This is a genomic window from Beijerinckia mobilis (genome assembly GCF_000745425.1).
Lineage (GTDB): Bacteria > Pseudomonadota > Alphaproteobacteria > Rhizobiales > Beijerinckiaceae > Beijerinckia > Beijerinckia mobilis.
The window spans coordinates 1-26,913 of sequence record NZ_JQJH01000003.1 but is presented as its reverse complement, the minus strand read 5'-3'; the positions used below and the strand labels follow the sequence as shown (position 1 = coordinate 26,913).

The window sequence follows — 26,913 nt, the reverse complement described above, 5'->3', positions numbered from 1 at the left end:
CGGTTCAAGCAAGATCAATGCTGTCTTGAGGAGTTGTCTTGGAGCAGGGATTGGCGAGGGAGGCATCAGGATATTACGCGAACGCGAGGCTTTGCCGGAGGATCGCTATCGAACCGGTCACGCGGCGTGCGGTTCCGGCAAGGGCGTGAGGCGCGCCAATTCCTCGTCTGTAAAGACATGACTGCGTGTCAAAAAGCGGACGCCTTCAGGCGATTCCACCGAGAAACCGGAGCCGCGGCCAGGCACGACGTCGATGATCAATTGTGTATGCGCCCAACGCTCAAATTGTGCACCGCCGATATAGACCGGGCATCCGGCGATTGTGCCCAACAGAACATCCTGCAGACCGGTCTTGAATTCATTGATCGGATAACACATCGGAGCACTGCCATCGCAACAGCCGCCCGACTGATGAAACAGCAATGGGCCATGCGCCGTCTTGAGCTTCTCGATGAGCTCAATGGCCTTTTCCGTGGCGATGACACGTTCAACCATGATTTCCCTCCCCTTGTCTTTTGTTGCAGCGTTTCCGGATAATCCGAAACACTGTCACGCCTGTTCAAACACATATGGCGGGTGAGAGCCCCACCCGCCATAGTCATTTCCTTTTCTCGCTCTCGCCCATTCCGGCTCAGAAGAAGCCGAGTGCCTTCGGGCTGTAGCTGACGAGCATGTTCTTCGTCTGCTGATAATGATCGAGCATCATCTTGTGGGTCTCACGGCCGATACCGGACATTTTGTAGCCGCCGAAGGCCGCATGAGCCGGATAAAGATGATAGCAATTGGTCCACACACGGCCCGCCTGAATGCCGCGGCCGAACCGATAAGCGCGGTTGATGTTGCGGGTCCAGATGCCGGAGCCGAGACCATAAAGCGTGTCGTTGGCGATCCGCAGGGCGTCTTCATCGTCCTTGAAGGTCGTGACCGAGAGAACGGGTCCAAAGATCTCTTCCTGGAAGAGACGCATGTTGTTGGTGCCCTGGAAAACCGTCGGCTGAACATAGAAGCCGCCAGCGAAATCCGGTCCGACGTCGGCGCGTGCGCCGCCGGTGAGGAGCTTCGCGCCTTCCTGCTTGCCGATGTCGATATAGGAGAGGATCTTCTCGAGCTGGTCGTTCGAGGCCTGCGCGCCGATCATCGTGGTCGGATCGAGCGGATTGCCCTGCTTGATCTTCTGGACGCGGGCAATGGCCCGCTCGATGAAGCGGTCGTAGATCTTCTCATGCACGAGAGCGCGCGAGGGGCAGGTGCAGACCTCACCCTGGTTCAGCGCGAACATCGCGAAGCCTTCGAGCGCCTTGTCGAAGAAATCATCGTCTTCATCGGCAACGTCGGCGAAGAAGATGTTCGGCGATTTGCCACCGAGTTCGAGCGTCACCGGAATGATGTTTTCCGACGCATATTGCATGATGAGACGGCCGGTCGTCGTCTCGCCGGTGAAGGCGACCTTGGCGATGCGCTTGCTCTGTGCCAGCGGCTTGCCGCATTCGATACCGAAACCGTTGATGACGTTTAGGACACCCGGCGGCAGAATGTCGCCGATGATGTCCATCAGCACCATGACACTCATCGGTGTCTGTTCAGCAGGCTTCAGGACGATGCAATTGCCAGCAGCGAGCGCGGGAGCGAGCTTCCAGACAGCCATCAGCAGTGGGAAGTTCCAGGGGATGATCTGCGCGACGACACCGAGCGGCTCATGGAAATGGTAGGCGACGGTGTCGCGATCGATCTCGCTGAGCGTGCCTTCCTGCGAACGCAGGCAACCGGCGAAATAACGGAAATGATCGATGGCGAGCGGCACGTCCGCGGCGGTGGTCTCACGGATCGGCTTGCCGTTGTCGATCGTCTCGACGAGCGCCAGAGTCTCGAGCTTGCTTTCCATCCGGTCGGCCAGCTTCAGAAGAATGCGCGAACGCTCCATCGGCGAGGTCTCTGCCCATTTTTCGCGCGCCGCATGAGCAGCGTCGAGGGCGAGTTCCACATCCTCGGCGGTCGAACGCGCCACGGTGCAAACCACCCTGCCGTCGATCGGAGAAATATTGTCGAACTTCTGTCCCTTGACGGCGGGCACCCATTTGCCACCGATGAAATTGTCATAATGGGGGCGGATCGCAATGTCCTGGCCCAGATCGGCGATGAGTTTTTCGACCATGGTTTCCTTCCTTGTGAATTGTGCGGCGCCACCCCGGAGCCGGAGCGCGCCCTATCCCCATTTTTGACGCGCCATGCGGCTGCCATACAGGGTCTCAAGCGAGAGCCGGGCGGCATAGCCGCCAACCGCTCCACCTCAGAAAATGAGAGTATCTTCAAAGGCTTTGAATCGGATAAAGATTCAATCCCGACGCAAGACGCTCTTGATCATCGTTCAACGGACCCAACGCGAAACGATGGGTTGAGCATTTTGGAATGCTCCAGTCAGCCGTGAAAAAAGAACAGGCGTCACGGATCAGTGGCGGGGGATCGAGAAGACGGCCATTGTCAGCATCCGATCCGGAATGGGCCGCAAGGTCGCGGCTTCGGATCATTGCAAGACAGGCATGAACGGCGTCCTTCCTCCCGAGATTCCGAACAACCGCAGGCAGCCCGGTCTCATTTTCGTCTTTATTTTAGTCGCTTCGCGGCATGTTCCGCATAGTCCGTGGCAAGCAGCACCCGCGATGGCCGGAGCCGTTGATTTTGCCTCATCACAGCAAAACCAATGGATTTTTAGAAGCGAGGTTGCACATTGCCGCAAAAATCAAAAATGAGCACACTTCCGATCATGCAAGCGCGGCAAATCCAGAGACTCTTTTGGGAAACGCAGCTTACCAACACGGGCACTTTAACCGCAGCGTGCCGTTTGAGAAGGGAGCGACCCTATTCCTTTCGACGGAGATCAGACGCCATCCCGGGTTTATCCCATGGAAAATGGTTCCATTTTGACATTATGTCGCATGGGGATATGCAACTTCCCCCTGATTCTCCGAATTAAAAAGGGTTCGCGTGAGTGCCCTTTCTCCTGCTTCCGGCGCGGCCCATACAAAATCCGGCAATTGATGACGCGCAAAGGTAAACTGCCGTTTCGCGTAATGGCGTGTATCGAGTTTACTTTGCCGGATGGCCTCTTCCATGGCCATGTGACCGCGCAGCGCCTTCAGGAGATGCGGCACACCATGCGCGCGCATGACGGGCAGGCTCGGATCGAGGCCACGGGCACCAAGCCGCTCGACCTCGGCAAGCGCCCCCTCGGCGAGCATGGCATCGAAACGCGCATCGATCCGGCGATTGAGATCATCGCGGTCCGGTGCGAGAAAAACAGCGGCACAGGCGTGCATATCGAGCAAGGGAAGGCTGCGCGCGTTCTGGAACGTTGCGAGGCTCCGCCCCGTCGCGCGAAAGATTTCGAGTGCCCGCAAAATGCGCTGGCTGTCGTTGGGCTTTAGCCGAGCAGCCATGAGCGGGTCGCAGAGCCCGAGCTCCCGATGGAGATCCGGCGTGCTGCGCTCCTGGGCCTCAAGCCGCAGTTCCGTCCGTATCGCCTCCGGCACGGGCGGAATCTCGGAAAGCCCCTGCGTCAGCGCCTTGAAATAAAGTCCCGTACCGCCGACAAAGATCGGCAACAGGCGAAGGGAACGGGCTTCCTCGAGGGCGGCCCCTGCCCGTTCGAGCCAAAGACCGACGGAATGATTGACGCTCCCATCAACGCATCCAAACAGACGATGGGGGGCGAGGCTCTCTTCCTCCAGACTGGGCCGTGCGGTAAGAATCTGTAGATCGCGGTAGAGCTGCATCGAATCGGCATTGATGAGCAAACCGTCGAGTCGCCGCGCAAGACGCAACGCCAACGCCGATTTTCCGCTCGCCGTGGGCCCGGCAATAAGCAAGGCGGCGGGCTGCCTTGGTGACCGGTCGGATTGTGAAGGCATGGGCAAATCATGTGACGGTGATACCGGATCTCGGAGAGATTCGGCCCCCGCGGCTGCGGGGCGGCGGCTTCCTGCCGGATCCCATTGATTGCGAAAGTTGCGATCAACGAGACATGGTATGAAGCGTAATCCGAGGAATAGGCAATTTCCGGATCAGGAAACTTGTCTATTATCGGCTGACAACAGCATGAAAAGGATGCATCGGAACACTTGATTATATAATCATGGGCTTCCGATCATCCTCAATGGAAATCCGGACTTTGCCCACCAGCCTGTTTTCAGGCTATAATTTAGTATCATTTTTAAAGAAGTTCATTCATCGAAAAGGTTGATGACGGCGCTCCCCGGCCAACCTGGGTTCATGGCTCCTTGGATTTACGGCCTCTGAATGCGTGACGGCATTTCGTTCCCCGCCAAGCTCTGCGCGGACCCTCAAGAGCGGCTTGACACCGATGTGCGACCGCGCCGCTCGCTGGAACGGCGCCAGTTCCTGCTGCTACTCGCCTTTTTCCTGCTTCTACACCTTTGCGCCATTCTCCTGCTGCTCGCGCATTTCTCCGACGAGGTTCAAACGGCGCAGGAAGAGATTCCCGTGGAAGTGGTGATGGAGCCTCCGCCACAGGAAGCCCCTGCCCAGCCTCCGCCCCCGGTCATTCCGGAACGGCCAAAGGAAATACACAAGCCTCAGCTCACTGAGGAAAAGCCGATCAAGATCGAGAAGGACAACGCGGTGATGGCCTTTGACGCCCCGCGTGCGCCGAATAAAGAAACCAATCAGAAGAAATCACCCGACAAAACGAGCGGCGCGCCCGATACGGCGCAGCCGGCCTCACAGACCGCGCCAAAACCGGCGCAGCTGAAGGAAGCGAGGCTCGCCCCTGAGCCTCTCCCCAAGGAGGAAGAGAAAGCCGAGGCCGAGCTCAAGCCGGACGACAATCCAGACGCCGAACCACTCGACAAAGCGGCACCGAAAAAGGAAACGAAAAAGCAGGCCAGCCAGCCGACACGGATCAAGTCCCCTCTGTCGGAGGATGCCAAGGCGGCAGTCGCGCGCCAATTGTCCTCATTGACCAAAGCGCCGAGCTTTTCGGTGGCGCAGGCAGCGCGTCCGACGCCGATCAGCGGCGGCACATCGGATGCGAATTATCTCTCCATTCTCTTCGGCCTCATCACACGCCAGCAGAAAGATCCACAGCACGGACCACGCCATGTGGAGGCGGAAGTCGTCATTGGTTTCTGGATCGATGAAACAGGGCGGTTGACCCATCAAGCCCTTTACCACACCAGCGGCCAGCGTGATCTCGACGCTGCCGCCATGGAGGCTGTCCGCAAGGCGGCACCCTTTCCCGAACCACCACGCGGCATTCCACGCGGATTCGTGGCGCGCCTGAGTTTCCCCGCACGATGAAGAGATGAAGAAAAGGCTACATGTCTGTAAAAAGACAGGGCTTATTCTCGATGCAAGACGGCTTTCGATCCAATTGACTTTGCCGTGATTTATTTTATCGATTGGCTGATAAGAATTTCAAAAGATACCCGAAGCTTTGCTGAAGAACGCCTTGCTGGAGAACGCACGGACGTTCAAACTCTTAGGCCGGGTTTTAGCGAGGACACGCCTTTGTATCGAGGACATGCCATGGACACGATTTTAATGTATCGCCCTGATTGAGCCTGTTTTCAGGATGAATGATTCCATCGAAAGCACGGCTTGGCAGCAGTGGCGTTTCATAGTTTGCATGGCCTTGTATACTACCATTCCGAAGGAATAAGGTGGTATATGGTTGCAAATCATTGGAATCGAATGATCTGCAAGAACGGAACCCGGAATTCCTGCGGAATATGGGCATATCTGCATAAATCATCCCGCCAGAGATGGCTTTTCCCATTTATCGCGGGATTTTGACCAGCGGCGTTTTGCTGGCGGATTTTATCCGGCGGAATTTCATCGAAGAGCATCGCTCGATTTATCGGACGTGTGAGCGCGGCTCGCCACTCTTTAGAACATATCTGAAATTTTCCCGAAAAGCGGTCTCCGCTCTCCGGATTATTGCTGTTGAAAAAGGGCTCCGCGTGATTGGAAGCGGAGGATCATCGTTTGCCCAGTCAATCCTTTGAATTAAATGGCGGAGGGATCCCAACCGCCAGATATTTCGCAGTGCGAGAAGAGCAAAAGGCTCACCCGCCTCCAATATGACCTGTAAACCATTGGGAAAAGTAGACATTTTGTCTAGAATTTGATATGAATGTCGAGCTCGGATGAATTATGAGGAAGATGAGTTGAGCTGCTTCGCATGCGCATCCCATCGTCTCGCGTCTGTTTCAACGAAGCGGATGGGTCGCTTCTTTCGTTTCCGACAACAATCTGCTTGACCTGTCTTCGTCGTTTCTCCGAGCGCAGCCTGGATTTCCACATAATGTCCCTGACCGATTTGATTGCCGCCGAGGCGGTTATCCCCTCGTTGAAGGCCAACACCAAGAAACAGGCTCTGCTTGATCTCAGCAACCATGCGGCCCAAATCTCCGACCTCGACGCGCGAGAGATTTTCGATACCGTCTTGCAGCGCGAGAGATTGGGCTCGACCGGCATCGGATCCGGCATCGCCATTCCCCATGCCAAACTGCACAAGGCGAAATCGATTTTCGGCGTTTTCGCGCGGCTTGTGAGGCCAATAGAATTCGATGCGATCGATGGCATGCCGGTCGATCTAATCTGTCTCTTGATCACGCCGGAATCGGCGGGAGCCGATCATCTCAAGGCGCTCGCCCGCCTCGCACGTTTGCTCCGCAATCCGGCCACGGCCGAGAAGCTGCGCGCCGCGCGCGACCAGTCGGCGCTTTATTCCGTGCTGACGGCGAACGAAACTTCCCGGGCCGCCTGATATCCAGATAAACCGCACATAATACAAGGCCTCATAAATCCCAACCTATTGGGATTTATGAGGTTCGGCGGAAATCCGCACCTACGCGGTTCAACGCCAGGCCCTGTGCGCATAATCGATGAAATAGGAATCGGGACTGGCCGCGATCGCCGCGAGCCCCGCGAGAAGCGCGGCTTCATCAAGGATCAGGCGCGTCGGAATGGCCTGCACCCAATGTCGGTGGGGAGCCTTGTCCTCAAACCGGGCCCGGAACCGCTCCACATCGAGAAGGTCGATCATTCGCGGCAGGATCCCTCCGGCAAAGGTCACGCCTCCGTGGGCGACGAAAGTCACCGCCATGTCACTGCTGAAACGCGCGAGCAAGGTGAAAAACAAAGCCACGGTCGCTGCTTCCTCGCCGAACGAGTCGCGATGCGCAGCTTCGATCAAATGGCCGATCGCTCCCGGATCAAATCCGGCGGAATCAGGCTCGACAATGGCCCGGCCGCAGCGCGCGAGCCGCGCCCGATGCAGGCGCATCAGACCAGCTCCGGAAAGCAAAGTTTCGGCGCTGATCCGACCAGTCGGCCCGGGATCAATATACGGCCAGAGCGCCGCTTCCTCCGTGTCGGCAGGCCCAAGGTCCACATGGCCGGCCTCGCTCATCAGGGCATAATAGCCCTTGCGCAGCGAAACCAAGGCGGCGACCCCAAGGCCAGTGCCAGGCCCAAGAATGATCTGGGCACCCGCCTGGCGCTCTGTCTGCGAGCCAATCGGATGAACGAGCTCCTCCTTCAGCACAGAGAGGCTATAGGCCTGGGCCTCGAAATCATTCAACAACAACCCTTGTTCGAGACCGAAATGCGACGCTATAGCGGGGCCATCGATCGTCCAGGGCGCATTGGTCATCGCGATACGCCGTCCCGCGACGGGACCAGCGGCGCAGACGATCAGCGAACGCGGAATGACCGGCGATTGCGACAGCACGCTGGCGAGCGCTTCCGAAAAATCCGCAAAGGCGGCAGTCCGGCTCGACAAGATTGGCTCGACGGCAGTGCCCGGTTTGGCAGCCAGAGCAAAACGGACATGGGTGCCGCCGATATCGGCGAGAAGGTGGGGAAAAGGAAAATGCATGTCGCCCTATCCTTCGACAAATGCCCCTGCGCCAGCGGAGCCACCAATTTTCCTGTTCGCCACGCGGTCTCGAGACCGTGCGAAGCAGCTCTGCGTGGCCGCGCAATTCGCGAACCGGATAGGTGTTCCCGTGGAAATCGGCTTGGTGGGCAATTTCGCGGCTGACCATGCGCCCTAAGAGGGCATTGGAAAGCCCGGGCGAACCGCTTAGAACGCTCCCAAACTCAGCCGGGCATCGTCATTTGCACGCTGCCCGGAGCTTCAAGAATACGCCGGACCTTACTCATGACCCTGCATTACAATCCGCTTTTCACGCTCGCCAAGGATGAGACCCCCTATCGCAAGCTGACACAGGACGGGGTGCGCCTCGAAAAACTCGGCAATCATGAGATCCTCATGGTCGATCGCGAGGCTTTGCGCATGCTGGCCGATGAAGCGATGGCGGACATCAACCACCTCCTGCGCCCCGCCCATCTCGCCCAGCTCACCAAAATCCTCGACGATCCGGAAGCGACCTCGAACGACAAATTCGTCGCTTACGATCTTTTGAAGAACGCCAATATCGCCGCCGGCGGCGTCCTGCCCATGTGCCAGGATACCGGCACCGCCATCGTCATGGGCAAGAAGGGCCGCCTCGTCTTTACCGACGGCGAGGATGAAAGCGCGCTCGCCGAAGGCATCAAGGACGCCTATGCGCGGAAAAACCTGCGTTATTCGCAGCTTGCCCCGCTGTCCATGTTCGAGGAAGTCAACACCAAGAACAATCTGCCGGCGCAGATCGAAATCTATGCCGAAGGCGAAGACGCCTATAAATTCCTGTTCGTCGCCAAGGGCGGCGGCTCGGCCAACAAGACCTTCCTGTTCCAGGCAACGCCGTCATTGCTGACGCATGACCGGATGATCGCCTTCCTGCACGAGAAGATCCTCACGCTCGGCACCGCCGCCTGCCCCCCTTACCATCTCGCGATCGTGATCGGCGGCACCTCGGCGGAATATAATCTGAAAACCGTCAAGCTGGCTTCGACCCATTATCTCGACGGTCTGCCGACCACGGGCGGCGAGGATGGCCACGCCTTCCGCGATCTCGCCATGGAAGCCGAAATCTTCAAGCTGACTCAGAGCCTTGGCGTCGGCGCGCAATTCGGCGGCAAATATTTCTGCCACGACGTCCGTGTTATTCGCCTGCCGCGCCACGGCGCCTCGCTGCCGATCGGCATCGGCGTTTCCTGCTCCGCCGACCGGCAGGCGCTCGGCAAGATCACCCGCGAGGGCGTGTTCCTCGAAGAGCTGGAACATGATCCGGCGAAATATTTGCCTCATGTAGATGAAGCCAAGCTCGGCGGCGATGTCGTCAAGATCGACCTCAACAAGCCGATGAAAGACATTCTCGCCACGCTCACCAAATATCCGATCAAGACCCGCCTCTCGCTGACCGGCCCGATGATCGTCGCGCGCGACCTCGCCCATGCGAAGATCCGCGAGCGCCTGGAACGCGGTGAGCCGATGCCCGATTATTTCAAGAATCATCCGGTCTATTACGCTGGTCCCGCCAAGACGCCGGAAGGCTATGCCTCGGGCTCCTTCGGCCCGACGACGGCGGGACGCATGGATTCCTATGTCGACCAATTCCAGGCCGCCGGCGGCTCCATGGTCATGCTGGCCAAGGGCAATCGCTCGGCGCAAGTGCGCGAGGCCTGCGCCAAGCACCATGGCTTCTACCTCGGCTCGATCGGCGGTCCGGCGGCGCGGCTCGCCAAGGATTGCATCAAGAAGGTCGAAGTGCTCGAATATCCCGAACTCGGCATGGAAGCGATCTGGAAGATCGAAGTGGAAGATTTTCCGGCCTTCATCGTCATTGACGACAAAGGCAATGATTTCTTCAAGGAGCTTCACCTCGGCTGAGGTCTGCCTTTTTTCTCCTGCGAAGAAAAAGGGGCCCTCGCGGCCCCTTTTTGCTGTTTCACTTCACATCCGATACATATCATGACCGATACAGAAGCCACCCTGCCCGATCTCCTCGCTCCCGACCTCGATATTCTCTTCGTCGGCATCAATCCGTCGCGCTATTCGGTCGAACAGGGCCATTATTTCGCCCGTAAGATCAATCGTTTCTGGCCCTGCTTCTCAAAATCGCGGCTGAGCACCAAGGCACGCGCGGGTTTGGGCGTCGATGCGCTTCTTCCCGTTCATGACACAATGCTGCCTGCCTATGGTTTCGGCTTCACCGATCTCGTGAAACGCGCCACGGCCAATGCCTCGGAACTCGCTCCAGCGGAATTCGTGGAAGCCGTCGCCGCTCTCAAGGAAAAGATCGAAACCTTTCAGCCGCAGATCGCCTGTTTCCATGGCGTCACGGCATTCCGGCCGCTCCACGAAGCCCTGACTGGAGAGAAATTCGCCGGAAAACACGGCGGCCGCCTTGGATTGCAGGACCTTGTGATCAGCGGAACGAAACTCTTCGTCGTGCCTAATCCGAGCCCGGCCAATTCCCATTTCACGCCGGCGGAACAGACAGAATGGTATGATCGCCTGGCGGATTTCTCTATCACGAAAGACATATGACAGAGCACGAGGATCCGTAGGCGCATACAAGCCCCTTGCATACCCCCGGCTAGCGCCGACAAAACATACACAGAAAATGATAAAATAAAAAAAGGCCTGTATACGTATCGTATACAGGCCCCAATCATGAAAACGTCACCGCGAGAATTTCTTGTATTTCATCCGGTGTGGCGTCAAGGCTTCGACGCCGAGGCGGCGTTTCTTGTCTTCCTCATAATCGGCGAAATTGCCCTCGAACCATTCGACATGGCTGTTGCCTTCATAGGCAAGCATATGGGTCGCGATACGATCGAGGAAGAAGCGATCATGCGAGATGATCACGGCGCAGCCGGCGAAATCCGTCAATGCCTCTTCCAGCGCACGCAGGGTTTCGACATCGAGATCATTGGTCGGCTCGTCGAGCAGCAGCACATTGGCGCCGGATTTCAGCATTTTGGCGAGATGCACGCGGTTGCGTTCACCGCCCGAAAGCATACCGACTTTCTTCTGCTGGTCTGAGCCCTTGAAGTTGAAAGCTCCCGTATAAGCGCGTGAATTGATTTCCCGCTTGCCGAGATAGATCACTTCATTGCCGCCGGAAATCTCTTCCCAGACCGTCTTGTTGTTGTCGAGCGCATCGCGCGACTGATCGACATAGCCGAGTTGCACCGAGTCGCCGATGGTGATCGTGCCCGCATCCGGCTTGTCCTGTCCGGTGATCATGCGGAACAGCGTCGTCTTACCGGCACCATTCGGGCCGATGACACCGACAATACCGCCCGGCGGCAGTTTGAACGACAAGTCGTCGATCAGGAGCTTGTCGCCGTATGCCTTGTTGAGATGGGAGAATTCAATGACATTATTGCCGAGCCGTTCCGCCACAGGAATGACAATCTGCGCCGTTGTGGGCGCCTTTTCCGACTGTTTGGCGACGAGATCCTCATAACGCTGGATACGCGCCTTGGATTTGGCCTGGCGCGCCTTGGGGCTCGCGGCAATCCATTCGGCCTCGGCCTCGAGAGCGCGAACGCGTGCCTCATCCTCGCTCTTTTCCTGGGCGAGGCGCTTCTGCTTCTGTTTCAGCCAGCTCGAATAATTGCCCTCATAGGGAATGCCGCGGCCACGATCGAGCTCGAGAATCCAGCCGGTGACATTGTCGAGGAAGTAGCGGTCATGAGTGACGATCAGGATCGCGCCCGGATAGGTCCGCAGATGACCTTCGAGCCAGTTCACCGTCTCAGCATCGAGATGGTTGGTCGGTTCGTCGAGCAGCAACATTTCCGGCTGTTCGAGCAAAAGCTTGCAAAGCGCAACGCGGCGGCGCTCACCGCCGGAGAGCTTGTTGACCGGCCAGTCGTCTGGCGGACAGCCGAGCGCATCCATGGCGAGATCGACCTGGGCATCGAGATCCCACAGATTCTGCGCCTCGATCTCGTCCTGCAGCCGGGTCATCTCATCCGCGGTCTCGTCCGAATAATTCATGGCGAGATCGTTGTAGCGGTCAAGAATGGCCTTTTTGGCGGCAACGCCCAGCATCACATTGCCGCGCACGTCCAGAGTGTCGTCAAGCGGCGGCTCCTGCGGCAGATAACCGACCTTTGCGCCTTCCGCGACGAAACCGTCACCAGAGAAATCCTTGTCGATCCCCGCCATGATGCGCAGCAAGGTCGATTTACCGGCGCCGTTGACACCGAGAACACCAATTTTCGCATCCGGGTAGAAGGAGAGGTTCACATTGTCGAGAACCTTCTTGCCGCCGGGATAGGCCTTGGTAAGACCCTGCATATGATAAATGAATTGCCGCGCCATGGGCTGTCGATCTCGCGATTCCAGATGTCTTGCGACGAATGTTTTGAAAAATAGTCAAGGATGAGCCAGTCGGCTGCTCGTCCGCAGCTCTTTGGCTACTCTTGGGACCTGCTTTTAACGACAGGCGATGGTCTGGTCCAGTTCGACGCAACGAAACGCGCAGGCCTGTTTAACGGCTCGAGACGCCGGTACCGGCAGCACGGGTTTCGGGACCATCGTCCTGATGACGTCATGATTTCCGCACAGATTGCGTCCCGGACGGATGCCAAGAGCAGAGGACGCGGGCCGGATCGTCACGCGGGCACGCCACCGCGCCCTTCCGAAGAACGAAAGCCAGACCCGGTTCACCGGAATGTGCCGGTATTTCCCGGATTTCGGCATAAAGATTCATCCAATTTTCCTGATACTATCGTTATGCATTTAGAATTTTCAACACACTGATTGTCCCGCAGCCGCGCTGCTCTTCCTCGAAAGGTTGACATCTTGCCTGATCGTAGCTTGCCAGAGCATCGACTGTCCGAGCGCCTTCTGCGTGAGCCGGAACCACCCGCTTTCCGGCAACCGTCTGGCTCGGCGACACCCGGCGGTTCGCCGGAACAGGGCAATCCACGCAGCACCGCTTCTGGTGCTACACTCACGCCCACGGCAGAACCGATCCTCGGGCCAGCCACCGGCCCGGTTGCCACGATTCCCCGGCAGACACCAGCCGCGCCGGCCAAAGAGCAACCGCTTTCGCATGCGGCGATTACCCATGCCATTCTCGCCGATATCGCGCAGGGCGGCGACGTGCGGGACCTCGATCCCTCCCTACGCAAGCTTGCGCAGCTCGCCCTGCATAAGCAGACGCAGACTCCCCTCACGATCGGCCTGCTCGGCCCATCCGGTAGCGGCAAGAGCTTCGCGCTCGGCCGGCTTATCGATCAGATCGCGGCACTCGCCCGTGCCGCCGGTACCGCCGCACACACGCCCTTCACCAAAAATGTTCTGGCCATCAAGGTCGATGCGAGCCATTTCAGTCGCGATACCGCCAGCAGCATCGCCAACGCTCTGCATGAGGCACTGACGCGCGCCTGTCCGGCGCTGGCCGGCGAGGCACTGCTAGCCACGCGCGATCCACGCGCCGCCCTGCGCGAAGCAAGCGACCAATTGGCGGTCGCGCGCAAACATCTCGAAAACGAACGGCGGACGCTGGAAGAAGCCGATAGTCGCCGCGCGAGACTGACCGAGACGGTTCTTTACGATACGCCCGGCTCTCTGCTCGAAAATTATATTCGCAGACGGCGCGGCAGCATCGAACGAAGCCTCTCGCGTTTTGGCGTCAACGGAGATCTGCTGCGCGCTTACAAGGATATGGTACGCGAGGCAGCCGACGCCAATGGCATAGGCTCACAATTCAATTCTGTTCTGCATGCTTTCTGGTCACAGCCTGGCCAATCTGGCCGTCTTGGTTGGGCCGCCGTCTTGCTTCTCCTGAGCTGGGGTATCGGCGCCGCGATCGATCGGCAGGGCTTCTGGCTCGGCGGCCTGCGCGCCGAGCAGGGAACGGCCGGCATTGCCGCCTGGCTTGTGGATCATATGTCCTGGTTTGGCCTCGCGCAGAAAATCAGCCTTGCGGGCGCCGGCCTCTTCATCCTTCTCAATATCTGGCATGGCTGGCGCTATCTGACGCTCGTCGGCCACGGCCGCCGCCTTCTGGAACAGGATCTCCGCGAACGGCGTCAGGATATCGAGCAATTTCTCGCGCATCAGACCTTGCAGGTCGATCGGCTCGCCAATGAGGTGGAAACGCTCAGCCGCCGCGTCAACGAGACCGAAAAGCGCGCAGGCCTGCGCGGCACTGATCATTTCGACACCGCGACACAGGCATTCATCGATGATCAGGCCACGCAAAGCGGGGCACGGACCAGCGCCTTTTTCAGCGCCATCAGCCGTATTCTCGACGGACGCGCGACACCACTGCCGCCCCCCGGCGCACCCGAACGCATTCTGCTCTTCATCGATCATTTCGACGCCCTGCCGCCGGCCGAGGCGAGGGCCAGCCTCGCCTTGCTGCATCGTTTCCTTTCCCCCCATTTTCTGCTCGTCGTCGCTTTCGATCCGGCTATTTTCGGAGCGGAGAAGGACGACATGCTGGACCGTCTGGTTCAGATTCCCTTCCAGCCGGGAGCCGCCTCCTCTCTCGACTATACCCATTACATCCACAAGCTCGTCGGCCGCGCCTCCGAAACGGCACCGGCCCTCGATGCGGTGCCCCTCCCCCTTGATCCGTCCCATTGCGTGCTCGAAACGCCTTTCACCGATCACGAAGTCCGTTGGATTGCCGCGCTTGCTCCGCTTGCCGGCAGTTCTCCCCGGGCGGTCAAGCGTTTCGTCAATCTCTACCGGCTCTTGCGTCACGGTATGGCGGAGGGCAGCGACGGGGATGCAGGAAACGCGCTTCTAGCCCTGCTGCTGGCGGTGGAAACGGGCGGCACGGCGGAGGAACGCTCCTGCCTCGCCCGCGCTCTGGACACCGAGCCGGCCAGTGGCGAGGCAGAGACAGCCCCCCTGCAACTGCCACAGCCAAGCCCGCGATTGGCGCAAGCACTCGCTTCGCTTGCAACGGAAGGCATCGCACTTGGTCTCGGGAAAGCGCGAGGCCTTTACGCAATCACCCGTCTCTTCTCGCTCCACGGCCTCTGAATTCCAGCCATTGCCGCTCCCAAAAGATGCTAGCGTGCGGAAATTTTTCCGCGCGGATCGAAGGTCGCGGGGCGATCCCTGTTGACGGATTCATGGATCGACGCGCGACCCTGATGGTCCAGGTCTTGATTGGCATTTCGCAAAGATCGACGGCACAGCCCGGACATGCTAGAGCGTTGCGGACATCTCCAGAAACGCTCTGCTCAAAAATTTATAGCATTTTCAATATATTGGAATCACTAAAGGATCCAATGGTATCGGAAAATGCTCTAACGCGAGCGGAACAGGCTAAAGGACGCGGCTAACCGCCGATTTCACCCCGCATCATATCCACCCGGATTTTAAGAGGCTTCCGACCGGTTTGATGCTCTTGCGCGGATTTTGCGATGCCGATGAAATTCTACATGACACCCGGTTCCTGCTCGACCGGCATCCACATCATCCTCGAGGAACTCGAGGAAGTGTTCGAGGCCTATATCGTCAATCTGCCCGGTGGCGATCAATTCAAGCCCGATTATCTGGCGATCAATCCGAAATCGACGATTCCGACTCTCGTGCGCAAGGACGGCAGCTCCCTTACCGAGGTCCAGGCCATCGCCTGGTGGCTCGGACGCTCGCATCCGCGCGCTAAGCTCATTCCGGACGATATCGATGCCGAGACGCGGGTGATCGAGGCCATGGCCTTTATCGTCGGCACCATTCACGGACAGGGATTCGCCCGGATTTTCGCGACGACGACCTTCACCAAAAACGAAGCCGATCATGACAACGTCCGCGCCTTCGGCCGTGAACTCGTCGAGAAATGCTTTCGCATTCTCGATGCGCAGATCGCCGGAAAGGATTATCTCGTCGGCACTTATTCTATCGCGGACCCCGTGCTCTTCTATGTCGAATTCTGGGCTGACAAAGTCGGCATCACCCTGCCGCCGAACCTCCTTGCCCATTACAAGCGTATGCTCGGCCGCCGCGCCGTCCAGGGTGTGCTGCGCGAGGAAGGCTATAATCTGAACACACTCGGACAGCAGAAGGCGGGATGAATTCAGCCGCCTTCACCAGTTTGCGGTTAAGGACTCCTTTAGAATTCAGGCGCATTTCTAGAATGTTGATACAAAAGGCGATAAGCGTGATGCATCGCCTTTTCGCCCCGTGACTATGGGGTGGAGGCTTTCCGCCCAATGCTATGGATCACGACCATTCGTGACCCATGCACTTTCGGTATAGGTCATGCTCGATGCGACTTTGGAGCAGGACCAGGGCTAATCCATCAAAGCTTTGGTCCGGCTCCGCTTCTCGCCAGTAGCACTTGCTGCGGCGTCCGCAGCGCCGCAATGAAAAATGCGAGTATTTTCAATTTTTTCGAATCGCTTCGCGATTTCACAGCCCTGAAAATGCTCTGTTTTTGAGTGGAGCGTTTCTGGAAATATCCGAAAAGCTCTGGCCGTGACGAATACGACAATGTCAGATGTCCGGAGGAGCTTTTAGGGCCAGGTGCTCCGGAGCGGATTTTCCCTTAAAAACAGCCTTTTCGCCGGCTCAAATCGTTTCTCGTAACAGTTCTTAGACCGGTCTCAAGTTTCACTGACCGGGAAGGCGAGTTCACACAGAGTAACGAACCACCTTGGATAATTGAACTTGTGGCGCCAATCGTATTATGGCCCTCGGCGAAAGAGTCTTCTAAATAGCAGATGGCCGATTTGACGTGAACATGAAGCGTGTTATGGGTTTAAGCCTGCATGCTGAAGGGTCCTCGGTGCGCAATACCAAGCGACCTGTGTAACGGTCTCTTGATTGCATGCCCTAGAATGTCTGCCCTGGAAGTATGTGCCTTGAAGCTGTCGGCCAGCAGATCCCGGACCTTGGGATAGAGCATGCCGGTTCGAGGAAGCTCGGATCAGGTCCAAGAACAACGACTGATTCATCACGATATTCAGATTCGGACTCACCCTAGAGTTTCTTCGACAGGCGTGGTCGTTCCAAGCGTCCGCTTCTCGTTTTCTGGAGAAAAGTCATGGCCGATTCGACCAAATCCTTCGATTTCCCTTCTGCCATGTCTTTCGTGATCAGATCTTTCGCCTTCACCTCCTGCATCAGCGGAGGCGATTCTTCGCCTTCGGCGGAGCAAGACACCCTCAGGGAAGAGGCTGGATCACGCCTTTGCTGAAGGAAACCATGTTCTTTGCCTTGCCAGCGGCGGCGATCGCTGTATTGTCGCCGCTCTCTGGAACGCCGCGTCTCGAAACGCCGCCACCTGAACCATCGAACCGGAGCAGATCGAATCCTGCCCCGTAACAGGTTCTGTTTAAGCGAACTGTCCGGCGCCAAGTGCCAAGGCTTGGACCACGACAGCTCATTCCAAATCGATTTTTCTCAGTGCAACTGCCGGAATCCATGAACCAATATCGACCGAAACCATCGTGGATGAATGAAGACTCCGACGTAGCGATCGTCGGCCGTGCCTGCCGCCTGCCCGGAGCTTCCTCGGTCGCTGATTTGTGGCGCCTGCTGCTCGATGAACGCTGCGCCGTCAGCAAAATCCCCGCCGACCGCTGGTCACTCGAACGGTTCGGTCATCCGCGCGGCAACGAGCGCGGCCGCGCCTATACCTGGGCGGCTGGTGTGCTCGATGATATCTGGGGCTTTGATCCCGGCGCCTTCGGCCTTTCCCCGCGCGAAGCCGAACAGATGGATCCGCAGCAGCGCCTGCTCCTGGAACTGACCTGGGAAGCGCTCGAAGATGCGGGGCTCAAACCCTCCGAACTCGCCGGCTCTTCCACGGGCGTCTATATCGGCGCCTCGGCGCTCGATTACGGCAATCTGCGCCTGCTCGATATGGCATCCGGCGACGCCTATTTCGCCACCGGCAATGCGCTGTCGATTCTGTCTAACAGAATTTCCTACATCTTCGATCTGCACGGGCCGAGCTTCACGATCGATACGGCCTGTTCGTCCGCCCTCGTCGCCCTGAACGAGGCCGTCGAGGCCTTGCAAAGCGGACGTATCGACACAGCCATTGTCGGCGGCGTCAATATTCTCGCGAGCCCCTTCGGCTTCATCGGCTTTTCCCAGGCCTCGATGCTGTCGCGCACCGGCCTGTGCCAGGCCTTTTCCGCTACCGCCGATGGCTATGTCCGCGCCGAGGGCGGCGTCGTCCTGGTGCTGCGCTCGCAGAAGGCGGCTTCCTCTGCCTCGCAGCACATTTACAGCCTCATCGCCGGCACAAGGATCAACTCCGACGGTCGCACGACCGGCATTTCGCTGCCTTCCCCGGTTCATCAGTCTGCCCTGCTCGAAGGGCTCTATGGTGATCTCGGCATCGATCCGACGCGGCTCGCTTTCGTCGAAGCGCATGGCACCGGTACCCGAGTGGGCGATCCGATCGAGGCCAAGGCGGTCGGCACCATTCTCGGCCAGCAGCGTTCCGAACCCCTGCTGGTCGGATCGATCAAAACCAACATCGGCCATACCGAACCGGCCTCCGGTCTCGCCGGCGTGCTGAAGGCCATGCTGGCGCTCGAACACGATCTTCTCCCGGCGTCGCTGCATTGCGAGACACTGAACCCGGATATCGATTTCGAGACGCTGAATCTGCGTGTCTGCAACAAGGCGACGCCGCTCGCCAAACGGGACAAGCGCCTCGCCGGCGTCAATTCTTTCGGCTTCGGCGGCACCAATGCCCATGTCATTCTCGCCGATGCCGCGCCGGTTTCCGCGACGGAAGCTCCGCAGGGCGACGATACCTCGGCACCCGGCTATCTCGTTCTTTCGGCACACAGCCGCGGGGCTCTCGCCTCGCTCGCAGCATCCTACGCAGGCCGGATTGCCAAGCTTTCCAGCGACAAGGACCGCGCCGCACTGCTGTCGGCCCTCGGCCGTCGCCGCGATCTTCTGTCCGAACGGCTCGTCGTTCCCTATGAAAGCCAGGAGAATCTCGTCGCCGTCCTCGAAGAGGTCAAGGACAAAACCGATGCTCCCGCCAAAGGCGCCGGTTTCAGCCTCGGCACGGCGCTCGACCGCGAAGTGCCCGTCGCTTTCGCCTATTCCGGAAATGGCGGCCAGTGGGCGGGTATGGGCGTTCTCGCCTATGAAAAGAATCCGGCTTTCCGGGAGCATTTCGATCGCATTGACGCTTTGTTCCGGGCGCTCTCCGGCTGGTCACTCACCGAGATGCTCCATGCCGGGGATCTCGAAGAGAAGCTCAAGCTCACAAGCATCGCCCAGCCGTTGATCTTCGCGCTTCAATCGGCACTGACCCATTCCTTGCGCGTCGAAGGGCTTTCCCCCTCCTTCGTTCTCGGCCATAGCGTCGGCGAAGTCGCCGCCGCCGAAGCCGCCGGCATTCTCGACCTCGAGACCGCGGTGCGGGTCATCCAGTTCCGCAGCCTGCATCAGGAACTGACGCGCGACCACGGCACGATGGCAGTGATCGTCGGCTCACTGTCTACAGTGGAGCAGATCATCGAGGCTCTGCCCGGCCTGTCGATTGCCGCTCATAACAATCCGAAAGCCTTCACCGTCTCGGGCGATGCCGCTTCGATCAAGCAGCTCTCCGAAATCGCCCGCAAATTCAAGGCGAAGGTACATGCTCTGGATCTCGCCTATCCGTTCCACAGCCAGTTGATGGAACCGGTGCGCGAAGCCCTCCTGCATGATCTCGCCGACATCAAGCCGCAGGAAGCGCAGCTTCCCTTCGTGTCCACTGTGACTGGCTGCGAAATTTCCGGCCTCGAACTCGACGGCCATTATTGGTGGCGCAACGTGCGTGAGCCAGTTCTCTTCGCCCATAGCGTGCGCGAGGCCCTCCGGCTCGGTGCCCGCATTTTCGTCGAGATCGGCCCACATCCGGTGTTGCTGCCGCATCTCAAATCCCTCGACGATTCGACGACCCAGCCGATCCTCGGCCTCAGCGTCCTCGACAAGAAGGACAAGGATCACGATCCGATCCGCCGCGTCTTCGCCGCCGCCCTGGCGGCCGGTGCCAAGGTCGATCTGGAGCGAACTTTCCCGAACGAGCCCAATCCGCGCCTTCCGCTCGTACCCTATCCGTGGCAGCAACAGACCTATCGTCTCGGCGAAAGCATTGAATCGAGCGGCCTTCTGCGCCCGGCTCCCTGGCATCCGCTGATCGGCGCCCGCCAGATCCCTGAAAAGCTCGAATGGCATTGCGTCATCGACCTTTCGCTCGTGCCGGACATCGCCGATCACCAGATCGATGGGCAGGTGCTCGTACCCGGCTCCGGCTTCGTGGAAATGGCGCTTGCGGTCGCGCGCGAATGGCTCGGCACTGAAGCCGCGCGCATCAGCGATCTCGACATCTATCAGCCGCTGCACATCAGCCGCGACAGCTCCCGCGAAATCCTCTGCACGGTGACCCCGAGCATCGGTCTCGTGGAAATCGCCAGCCGCCCACGCCTCGGCCACACGCCATGGCAGGTTCATGCCAGCGCCCGCATCATCCACGACACGCATATTGCCGTGCCCGAACTCGTCCTGCCGGCCAAGGCGGAGACGACGATCGGTCATGATGCGCTCTATGCCATCGCGCTGGAAGCCGGCCTGCAATTCGGCCCGAGCTTCCGCAATGTTTCGGAAGCTTTGCGCTGCGGCGAGACGACCATCCTCGTCAATCTCCGCCCGGCGGAACAGGAATCGCCTTATGGGCTCGATCCGGCCCGCCTCGATTCCTGCTTCCATGGTCTGATCCTGATCTTCCAGGATCTCCTGCAGGGCCGCCGGGGCACGGCCTTCGTGCCCGTCCGTTTCGGCGAGGTGAATCTCATCCGTCCCGGCGCGACCATCGCCGGCGCGCGGCTCGATATCCTTTTGTGCAACGAACGCACGATCGTCGCCGATTATATTCTCTTCGACGATGCGCATGAAGTCATCGCGACGCTGCGGCGCGTGCGTTACCAGGCGCTGCCAACCGCACGCCTGATGGATCCGGCCGAACAGGTCCTGTTCCAGGCCAATGTGCTCGCGACCGAACCCACGGCGTCGCGGCTCTCCACCGCCACGCTTGATCTCGACAAGCTGCTCGCACACGCTCATGGGTTACGGCCCAAGGTGGAGGAAGAGGATGAATCCGCATCCTTCCTGCTGGACGGCTGGGCGACGGCGGCGATTTTCGAGCTGCTGCAAAAGCTCGCGGAAAATGACACCATTGATCCTAAAGCCCTGCAGCGGGACGGTAAACTACCCGCCTATGCGCGCACTTGGTTTGATCACCTTCTGGGCGCGGTCGGCCATTCCGGCCTCGTGACGCAACAAGGCGAGATGTGGAAACTCGCCGAGGATGTCGCCCTGCCGAAGCCGCAGGAGATTCTGCAAGCCCTCGCGGCTGATTATCCCGACCATTCGGCAGAACTGCTGCTCATCGCCAGCGCCACCGGCGCAATCGACAATCTGCAAGCAGACGCGAATTTCACCTCCGAAGCCTATGCAAAGCCGATCGCCACGCCTGTCCTCGACGGGTTCGAACTCGGCGGTATCGCTGCAACCAGCGCTGCTGCCTGCGTCGACGATCTCCTGAAAGTCCATGCAGAGAGCTGGCCGCGCGATCGCGCTCTGCGCATCCTGCAAATCGGCTATGGTCCGCTGTCGCCACGCGCTGCCGCGCTCGCCCGGGACCATGCCGCGCAATTGGTGATTTACGAGCCGGAACGCCGGCGCCTTGAGCGGGCTCGGCTGTCCTTCCCGGAAACCCAGGAAATCGGCTTCGCCGAGACGCTCGACGAACTCGGGTCCCAGACGTTCGATCTCGTCATTGCTGCCGATGCCCTCTACCGGCTGTTGCCTGAACCGGCACATTGGTCGAAGCTGCAAGGCTTCCTCGCGCGGGACGCCCTCTTCTGTGCGGTGGAACCGCTGCCTTCGCTCTTCCGCGATACGGTTTTCGGCCTCAATCCGCGCTGGTTCCACCAATCTGCCAATGGTGAAACCATCGGCATGATCGCCGGCCCGGCTACCTTGCAGCACCACATGGCCATGGCCGGCCTCTCCGACACCTATGTCGACCAGATCACGACTGCCGCCGGCACCGATCTGCTGCTGGCCGGCCGTCTCATCGGCGAGGCACGGCGTCCCCCGCAGCACACGGGCAATATTCTCGTCGTCAGCAACGAGGATCTGCGCGGTGGAGCGATCGCTTCGGCACTCGGCACCCTGCTTGCTGCTTCGGGCATGCATGTGACTCTGGCGCATCGCCATGAACTTGACGCAGCTCAATTGCGTGATGCTACGGAAGTCATCTATCTCAGCGGCGGGTTCGAGGATCCTCAGCCTTCCGTGCGGACCTTGACCGAAACCTGCCTCGCGCTGCGCGAATGCGCCGAACTCTGCGAAGGCCAGAAGATCAAGATCTGGCTCGTCGTCGCTGGCGCGACCGATCCCGACCAGGTTCAAATCTGCGACAAGGCCGCTGGCCTGTGGGCGTTTTCCCGCACGCTCGCCAATGAATATCAAAATCTCGACATTCGCCGCATCGACATTTCCGATGCGCTGAAACCGGAAATGATCGGCGAACGGCTGCGCGATCTCGTCTGCTCGCAAACCGATGAAACGGAAATCATCCTCGGCGCCCACGAGACGGAAGTGCTGCGGTTCGAACGTCCGGATCCGGAGAAGATTCAGGCGGCTGAAGCCCTGCGCCTCGAACGCGGCGCGGGCACCGGCATGGACCGGCTCCACTGGAACGCTGTCGAGCGGCGCGCCCCGGAGCCCGACGAAGTCGAGGTCGCGGTCGAGGCGACAGGCCTCAATTTCCGCGACGTCATGTGGGGCCTCGGCATTCTGCCCGAGGATATTCTGGAGAATGGTTTCGCCGGCCCGACGCTCGGCCTCGAATGCGCGGGACATGTTATTCGCGTTGGCTCCGCGGTCAAGGGTCTCGAACCCGGTGATCCCGTCATCGCCTGCGCCAAGAATGGCTTCGCCACGCATGTGACGCTGCCGGCGGCCGTGGTCATCAAGCGTCCCGATGGCCTCAGCGCCGAAGCGGGCGCGACCATTCCGGTCGCCTTCATGACCGCCTATTACGGCCTCATCAATTGCGCGGCCCTGAAGGCCAAGGAATGGGTGCTGATCCATGGCGGTGCCGGCGGCGTCGGTCTCGCGGCGCTCCAGCTTGCCCAATGGCGCGGTGCCCGCGTCATCGCCACGGCTGGCTCGGCGGAGAAGCGGACCCTGCTGCGTCTGCTTGGCGCGGACCATGTGCTCGATTCCCGTTCGGGCGCCATGTTCGACGACATCCGCCGCATTACCGGCGGCAAGGGTGTCCATGTCGTGCTGAACAGCCTTTCCGGCGAGCCGATGGAACGTTCGATCGGCGTCCTGCGGCCGTTCGGCCGTTTCGTCGAACTCGGCAAGCGCGATTATGTCGCCAATACGCATATTGGTCTGCGGCCGTTCCGTGCCAATCTGACCTATTTCGGTGTCGACCTCGATCAGCTGATCATCAGCGACAAGAGCGCTGGCCGGCGCCTGTTCCAGAAAGTCATGGAGCTGTTCGAAAAACAGATCCTGACGCCGCTGCCCTACCGGGCTTTCCCGTCAGCGGAAGTCATCGACGCCTTCCGGCTAATGCAGCAGTCCGGCCATATCGGTAAGCTAGTGGTCACCCCGCCCGCCGCTCCCGACGCGTCCGCTGCGGCCAGAGCCACGCTGGAGATTTCGTCCGAGAAAATCCATCTCGTGACGGGTGGTCTCGGCGGCTTCGGTCTAGAGACGGCGCGCTGGCTCGTCGACAAGGGCGCGCGCCATCTCGTGCTCATGGGCCGCAGCGGCGCCACCAAACCGGAAACCCAGACCGCGATCGCGGCCCTGCAGGAAAAAGGCGCCATTGTGCATGTCGAGGCGCTCGACATCACCGATCATGACGGCGTCAAGAAATTGTTCGGCCGTTTCGGCAAGGATCTGCCGGCGCTAGCCGGTGTTTTCCACGAAGCCATGGTGCTCGATGACGCGGTCATCCACAATCTCGACCGCGACCGCATGGAGCGCGTGCTGCGTCCCAAGATTACCGGCGCCGAACTGCTCGATCAGGCAACGCGCAAGCTGAAACTTGATTATTTCATCCTGTTCTCCTCGGCGACGACGGTCATCGGCAATCCCGGACAGGCTGCTTATGTCGCCGCCAATGCCTTTCTCGAAGGCATGGCGCGCCGCCGCCGCCGGGCCGGGCTGCCGGGCCTGGCGGTCGCATGGGGCGCGATCGAGGATGTGGGTGTGCTCGTCAACAGCAAGGCGGTACGTGAAAGCCTCGCCAAGCGCGCGGGTGTCAAGGGTCTCAAGGCCCGCGATGGCCTCGATCTGATGCAGATGATGATGGAACATTATCCTGCCGAGGCAGTGATCGCCGTCTCGCCCATGGATTGGGCCAGCGCGCGTGAACATCTGTCCATTCTGAGGTCGCCGACCTATTCCCGGCTGCCGCAGAGCAACGAGCAGGAAGCGTCCGAACGCAACAGCCTCGACCTGCGCGAACTTCTCGCCCAGGGGACGATTGAGGAAGTCCAGAAAACCGTCGCGGATGAGATCGTCAAGGAAATCGCCCGCGTGCTGCGCCTGCCGCCGACCGATGTCGGCCGCAACAAGCCGCTTGCGGAAATCGGCCTCGATTCCCTCATGGCGGTGGAGCTCGCCCTTGCTCTGGAAGAACGCTTCGGCCTCGATGCGCCTCTGACCCATTCGGCGAGCGGCCTCACGGTTATCGAACTCGCCGATCATGTCATCGGCCTCGTGACAGATTCCGTCTCCGAGCATGATTCGACAGCCAAAGGCCTCGCCGAGCGGCATCTCGGCACCAGCATGGATCAGGAAACCTTGTCCTCCATCAAGGACCGGGTGCACGAGAATAGCGAAGGAATTAAAAACCTCCTTCAGTAAGCCTCTTTTCTACCGGAAAGCGGGGCGTGATCGGCCAAGGTCGGTCACGCCCTTTTTAATAGACCCGAATTCCACATGAATTCCAGGTTCCTTTCTTGTAAATCATTCAGTTTCAATGACTTGCAAGAGCGTGTCACCTTATTCCTTTGGAATCGCGGTGTACTAAGCCTTATTAGTCCTGATCTGCCGGGAGCAATAAGGTCCCGACGGGAAACCGCCGCCCCGCGATCGCGGGGGCCAAATCTCGAAGTCCGACTTTCAGGCAATCACGCTCATCGAGATTTGGCATTAACTGGACCTTGCCCCGATGGCCGCTTCCTTTGTCTACGACATCACCCGTCTCGTCACGCGCATGCTGAACAAGACGCCCAACGGCATTGATCGCGTTGACTTCGCTTATGCCAACCATTTTCTCGCAGCCGGAAACGACGGCAATGCCGGCGTGATGACGACACTCCTGGGGCCTCGGCTCTTTTCGCGCACGGCATCGCTTGCGGCTGTGGAGGGGATCGGTGTCCATTGGGGGGAGGCCGATGATCCACAGGAGGATGCCGCCTATCGCAAAATCGTCGCCGCTCTTGGTGAAAGGCCGTCGGGCATAGCGAGCCAGGGAGCGCGGATTGAGCGCCGCAGGAGCGGACAGGCCGCCGGCACCTGGCGCTGGATGCGCACCCATGGCGCACCAACTGGACAATCCCTCGTCCGACACGTGCCGGAAAATGCCTGTTACCTCAACGTCAGCCAGTTCCCCTTGTGGATCTCACGCTATTTCCGCTGGCTGGAGCAGAGACCGGATGTCAAGGCCGTGTTTTTTCTTCACGATCTTCTGCCGATCGAGCGGCCGGAATTCTTTCCACCCGCGGAAGAGCCCCGTTATCATGCTCGGCTCGCGAATGTCGCCCATTACGGCCATGCGGTGATCACATCGAGTCAGGTTTGCAAGGAAGGATTTCAGCGCGCCCTTGCGGAACGCGGACGCCCGACCATACCAATCCTTGCCCTGCCGTTGCCGGTCTCCCCGATTTTCCATGAGCGCGCAGCGGTCCCTTTCGAGCTTGAGAAAGAGGTCTATTTCATTTGCTGCGGCACGATCGAGCCACGCAAGAACCATCTCCTGCTGCTCCATCTCTGGCGTCAGCTTGCCGAAAAGCTTGGACCTGTCACACCGAAACTCGTCCTGATCGGCAATCGCGGATGGGAAAATGAAAACGCCGTGGACCTTCTCGAACGCTGTCCCCTGCTGCAGGGTCATGTCATCGAGGCCAGTGGGCTTTCGACGCCGGCATTGAAACGTCTTCTCGACGGAGCAAGGGCTCTGCTGATGCCGTCTTTTGCGGAAGGCTACGGCCTTCCTGTCGCCGAGGCGCTGGCGGCAGGGGTTCCGGTCATCGCTTCAGATATTCCCGTTTTTCGGGAAATTGGTGGTGAGACCGGCAGCGAGGCAATCACCTATCTGCCACCACTGGCGGGAGATCGCTGGCTGGAGGCAATCCTGAATGCCTCGGAGAACCAAAGGCATGTTCCGCAGCTTGCCACCCCGGGAAAGCGGACCCCACCATGGAACTGGACGTCCTATTTCCGCGCGCTCGACGATTTCCTCGCCGATCTTTAGGGCGTCGGCCGATCAATTGTCCTTGCCCCCCACCGCCCCTTCACCGTTCGGACCCAGGAACAAGGCTCCCTAAGGCCAAATGGCGTGAGGAAACGAGCCTGGGCGATGAGAGCATTTTCAAGTGGAGCAGTTCGGAAACATCCGGACATGCTCTAGGCGGTAGTGACGATTTAATATTTTGGGGATTCCCAGAGAGGCGCAAATCAGATTCAACGCTGATTTTTGAAAGATCAGCCATGGACTGTGATGAACTGCGCGATGACCAGTGGGAGCGCCTGAGGCCACTGGTCCCAGGCGGGGGTAAGGGCAAACGCGGACCTCGCACGGACAACCGCAAGTTCCTCAATGCGTTGCTTTGGATGGCCCGCTCAGGTGGGCGCTGGCGAGATCTTCCCGAGCGGCTTGGCGACTACGCGACGGTGAAGAGGCGCTATTATCGCTGGATCGAGATGGGTGTTCTCGATGCCATGTTTGAGGCACTTGCCCGCGAAGC

Annotated in this window: 17 protein-coding genes; 10 read left to right on the top strand and 7 right to left on the bottom strand. The window is 59.4% G+C overall.

All coding sequences use genetic code 11. The features are described 5' to 3' along the window. Positions 1 to 117 precede the first annotated feature (117 nt). Both DL88_RS04165 and adh read right to left on the bottom strand, forming a co-directional pair. Positions 118 to 495: a DUF779 domain-containing protein gene (locus tag DL88_RS04165; RefSeq protein ID WP_034992425.1), complete on the bottom strand. Its 378-nt coding sequence runs from the start codon at positions 493 to 495 to the stop codon at positions 118 to 120. Positions 496 to 631: 136 nt separating this feature from the next. Continuing rightward, positions 632 to 2,152, bottom strand: coding sequence for an aldehyde dehydrogenase (gene adh / locus DL88_RS04160; protein WP_034992423.1), 1,521 nt, complete (start codon positions 2,150 to 2,152; stop codon positions 632 to 634). A 343-nt stretch (positions 2,153 to 2,495) separates the two neighbouring features. On the opposite strand from adh, the gene DL88_RS04150 reads away from it, so the two are divergent. Continuing rightward, positions 2,496 to 2,747: a hypothetical protein gene (locus tag DL88_RS04150; RefSeq protein WP_034992419.1), complete on the top strand. Its 252-nt coding sequence runs from the start codon at positions 2,496 to 2,498 to the stop codon at positions 2,745 to 2,747. Between the two features lie 177 nt (positions 2,748 to 2,924). Here the strand turns inward: DL88_RS04150 and miaA are convergent, their stop codons facing one another. Then, positions 2,925 to 3,905, bottom strand: coding sequence for a tRNA (adenosine(37)-N6)-dimethylallyltransferase MiaA (gene miaA / locus DL88_RS04145; protein WP_051955579.1), 981 nt, complete (start codon positions 3,903 to 3,905; stop codon positions 2,925 to 2,927). 388 nt (positions 3,906 to 4,293) lie between these two features. On the opposite strand from miaA, the gene DL88_RS04140 reads away from it, so the two are divergent. After that, the gene (locus DL88_RS04140; RefSeq protein WP_034992416.1) at positions 4,294 to 5,313 is read left to right on the top strand and encodes an energy transducer TonB family protein; all 1,020 of its coding nucleotides are present in this window, start codon (positions 4,294 to 4,296) and stop codon (positions 5,311 to 5,313) included. A gap of 380 nt (positions 5,314 to 5,693) precedes the next feature. Here the strand turns inward: DL88_RS04140 and DL88_RS20635 are convergent, their stop codons facing one another. Beyond that, the gene (locus DL88_RS20635; RefSeq protein WP_210165263.1) at positions 5,694 to 5,861 is read right to left on the bottom strand and encodes a hypothetical protein; all 168 of its coding nucleotides are present in this window, start codon (positions 5,859 to 5,861) and stop codon (positions 5,694 to 5,696) included. Positions 5,862 to 6,319: 458 nt separating this feature from the next. Here DL88_RS20635 and DL88_RS04135 point away from each other — a divergent pair, with 458 nt between their 5' ends. Continuing rightward, positions 6,320 to 6,784, top strand: coding sequence for a PTS sugar transporter subunit IIA (locus DL88_RS04135; RefSeq protein WP_034992931.1), 465 nt, complete (start codon positions 6,320 to 6,322; stop codon positions 6,782 to 6,784). A gap of 90 nt (positions 6,785 to 6,874) precedes the next feature. On the opposite strand, the gene DL88_RS04130 is transcribed toward DL88_RS04135, so the two are convergent. Further along, entirely contained in the window at positions 6,875 to 7,897 is a 1,023-nt protein-coding gene (locus DL88_RS04130; protein WP_034992412.1) for a glucokinase, read from the bottom strand. Positions 7,898 to 8,182: 285 nt separating this feature from the next. Here DL88_RS04130 and DL88_RS04120 point away from each other — a divergent pair, with 285 nt between their 5' ends. Both DL88_RS04120 and DL88_RS04115 read left to right on the top strand, forming a co-directional pair. Beyond that, positions 8,183 to 9,799 carry a fumarate hydratase gene (locus DL88_RS04120; protein WP_034992405.1) on the top strand — a complete coding sequence of 539 codons (1,617 nt, stop codon included), beginning with the start codon at positions 8,183 to 8,185 and terminating at the stop codon, positions 9,797 to 9,799. A gap of 81 nt (positions 9,800 to 9,880) precedes the next feature. Next, positions 9,881 to 10,459 (top strand): mismatch-specific DNA-glycosylase, encoded by a 579-nt coding sequence (locus tag DL88_RS04115; RefSeq protein ID WP_084704921.1) that lies wholly within the window; start codon positions 9,881 to 9,883, stop codon positions 10,457 to 10,459. A gap of 135 nt (positions 10,460 to 10,594) precedes the next feature. On the opposite strand, the gene ettA is transcribed toward DL88_RS04115, so the two are convergent. Together ettA and DL88_RS20630 are read right to left on the bottom strand one after the other, a co-directional pair. Further along, on the bottom strand, positions 10,595 to 12,247 hold the full coding sequence (gene ettA, locus DL88_RS04110; RefSeq protein ID WP_034992401.1) for an energy-dependent translational throttle protein EttA: 1,653 nt from the start codon (positions 12,245 to 12,247) through the stop codon (positions 10,595 to 10,597). A 114-nt stretch (positions 12,248 to 12,361) separates the two neighbouring features. Then, positions 12,362 to 12,628, bottom strand: a complete 267-nt coding sequence (locus tag DL88_RS20630; protein ID WP_210165262.1) for a hypothetical protein — start codon at positions 12,626 to 12,628, stop codon at positions 12,362 to 12,364. Positions 12,629 to 12,730: 102 nt separating this feature from the next. On the opposite strand from DL88_RS20630, the gene DL88_RS04105 reads away from it, so the two are divergent. The 5 genes from DL88_RS04105 to DL88_RS04075 form a co-directional block, all read left to right on the top strand. Next, positions 12,731 to 14,929, top strand: coding sequence for a P-loop NTPase fold protein (locus DL88_RS04105; protein WP_169741537.1), 2,199 nt, complete (start codon positions 12,731 to 12,733; stop codon positions 14,927 to 14,929). A 392-nt stretch (positions 14,930 to 15,321) separates the two neighbouring features. Beyond that, a complete protein-coding gene (locus DL88_RS04100) occupies positions 15,322 to 15,966 on the top strand; it encodes a glutathione S-transferase family protein (protein WP_034992928.1) in 645 nt (214 codons plus the stop codon). Between the two features lie 1,381 nt (positions 15,967 to 17,347). After that, on the top strand, positions 17,348 to 24,808 hold the full coding sequence (locus DL88_RS04085) for a type I polyketide synthase (RefSeq protein WP_034992390.1): 7,461 nt from the start codon (positions 17,348 to 17,350) through the stop codon (positions 24,806 to 24,808). A 307-nt stretch (positions 24,809 to 25,115) separates the two neighbouring features. Continuing rightward, positions 25,116 to 26,420, top strand: a complete 1,305-nt coding sequence (locus DL88_RS04080; protein WP_034992389.1) for a glycosyltransferase family 4 protein — start codon at positions 25,116 to 25,118, stop codon at positions 26,418 to 26,420. Positions 26,421 to 26,656: 236 nt separating this feature from the next. After that, a partial coding sequence (locus tag DL88_RS04075; RefSeq protein WP_034992387.1) for a transposase occupies positions 26,657 to 26,913 on the top strand: 257 nt, incomplete at its 3' end.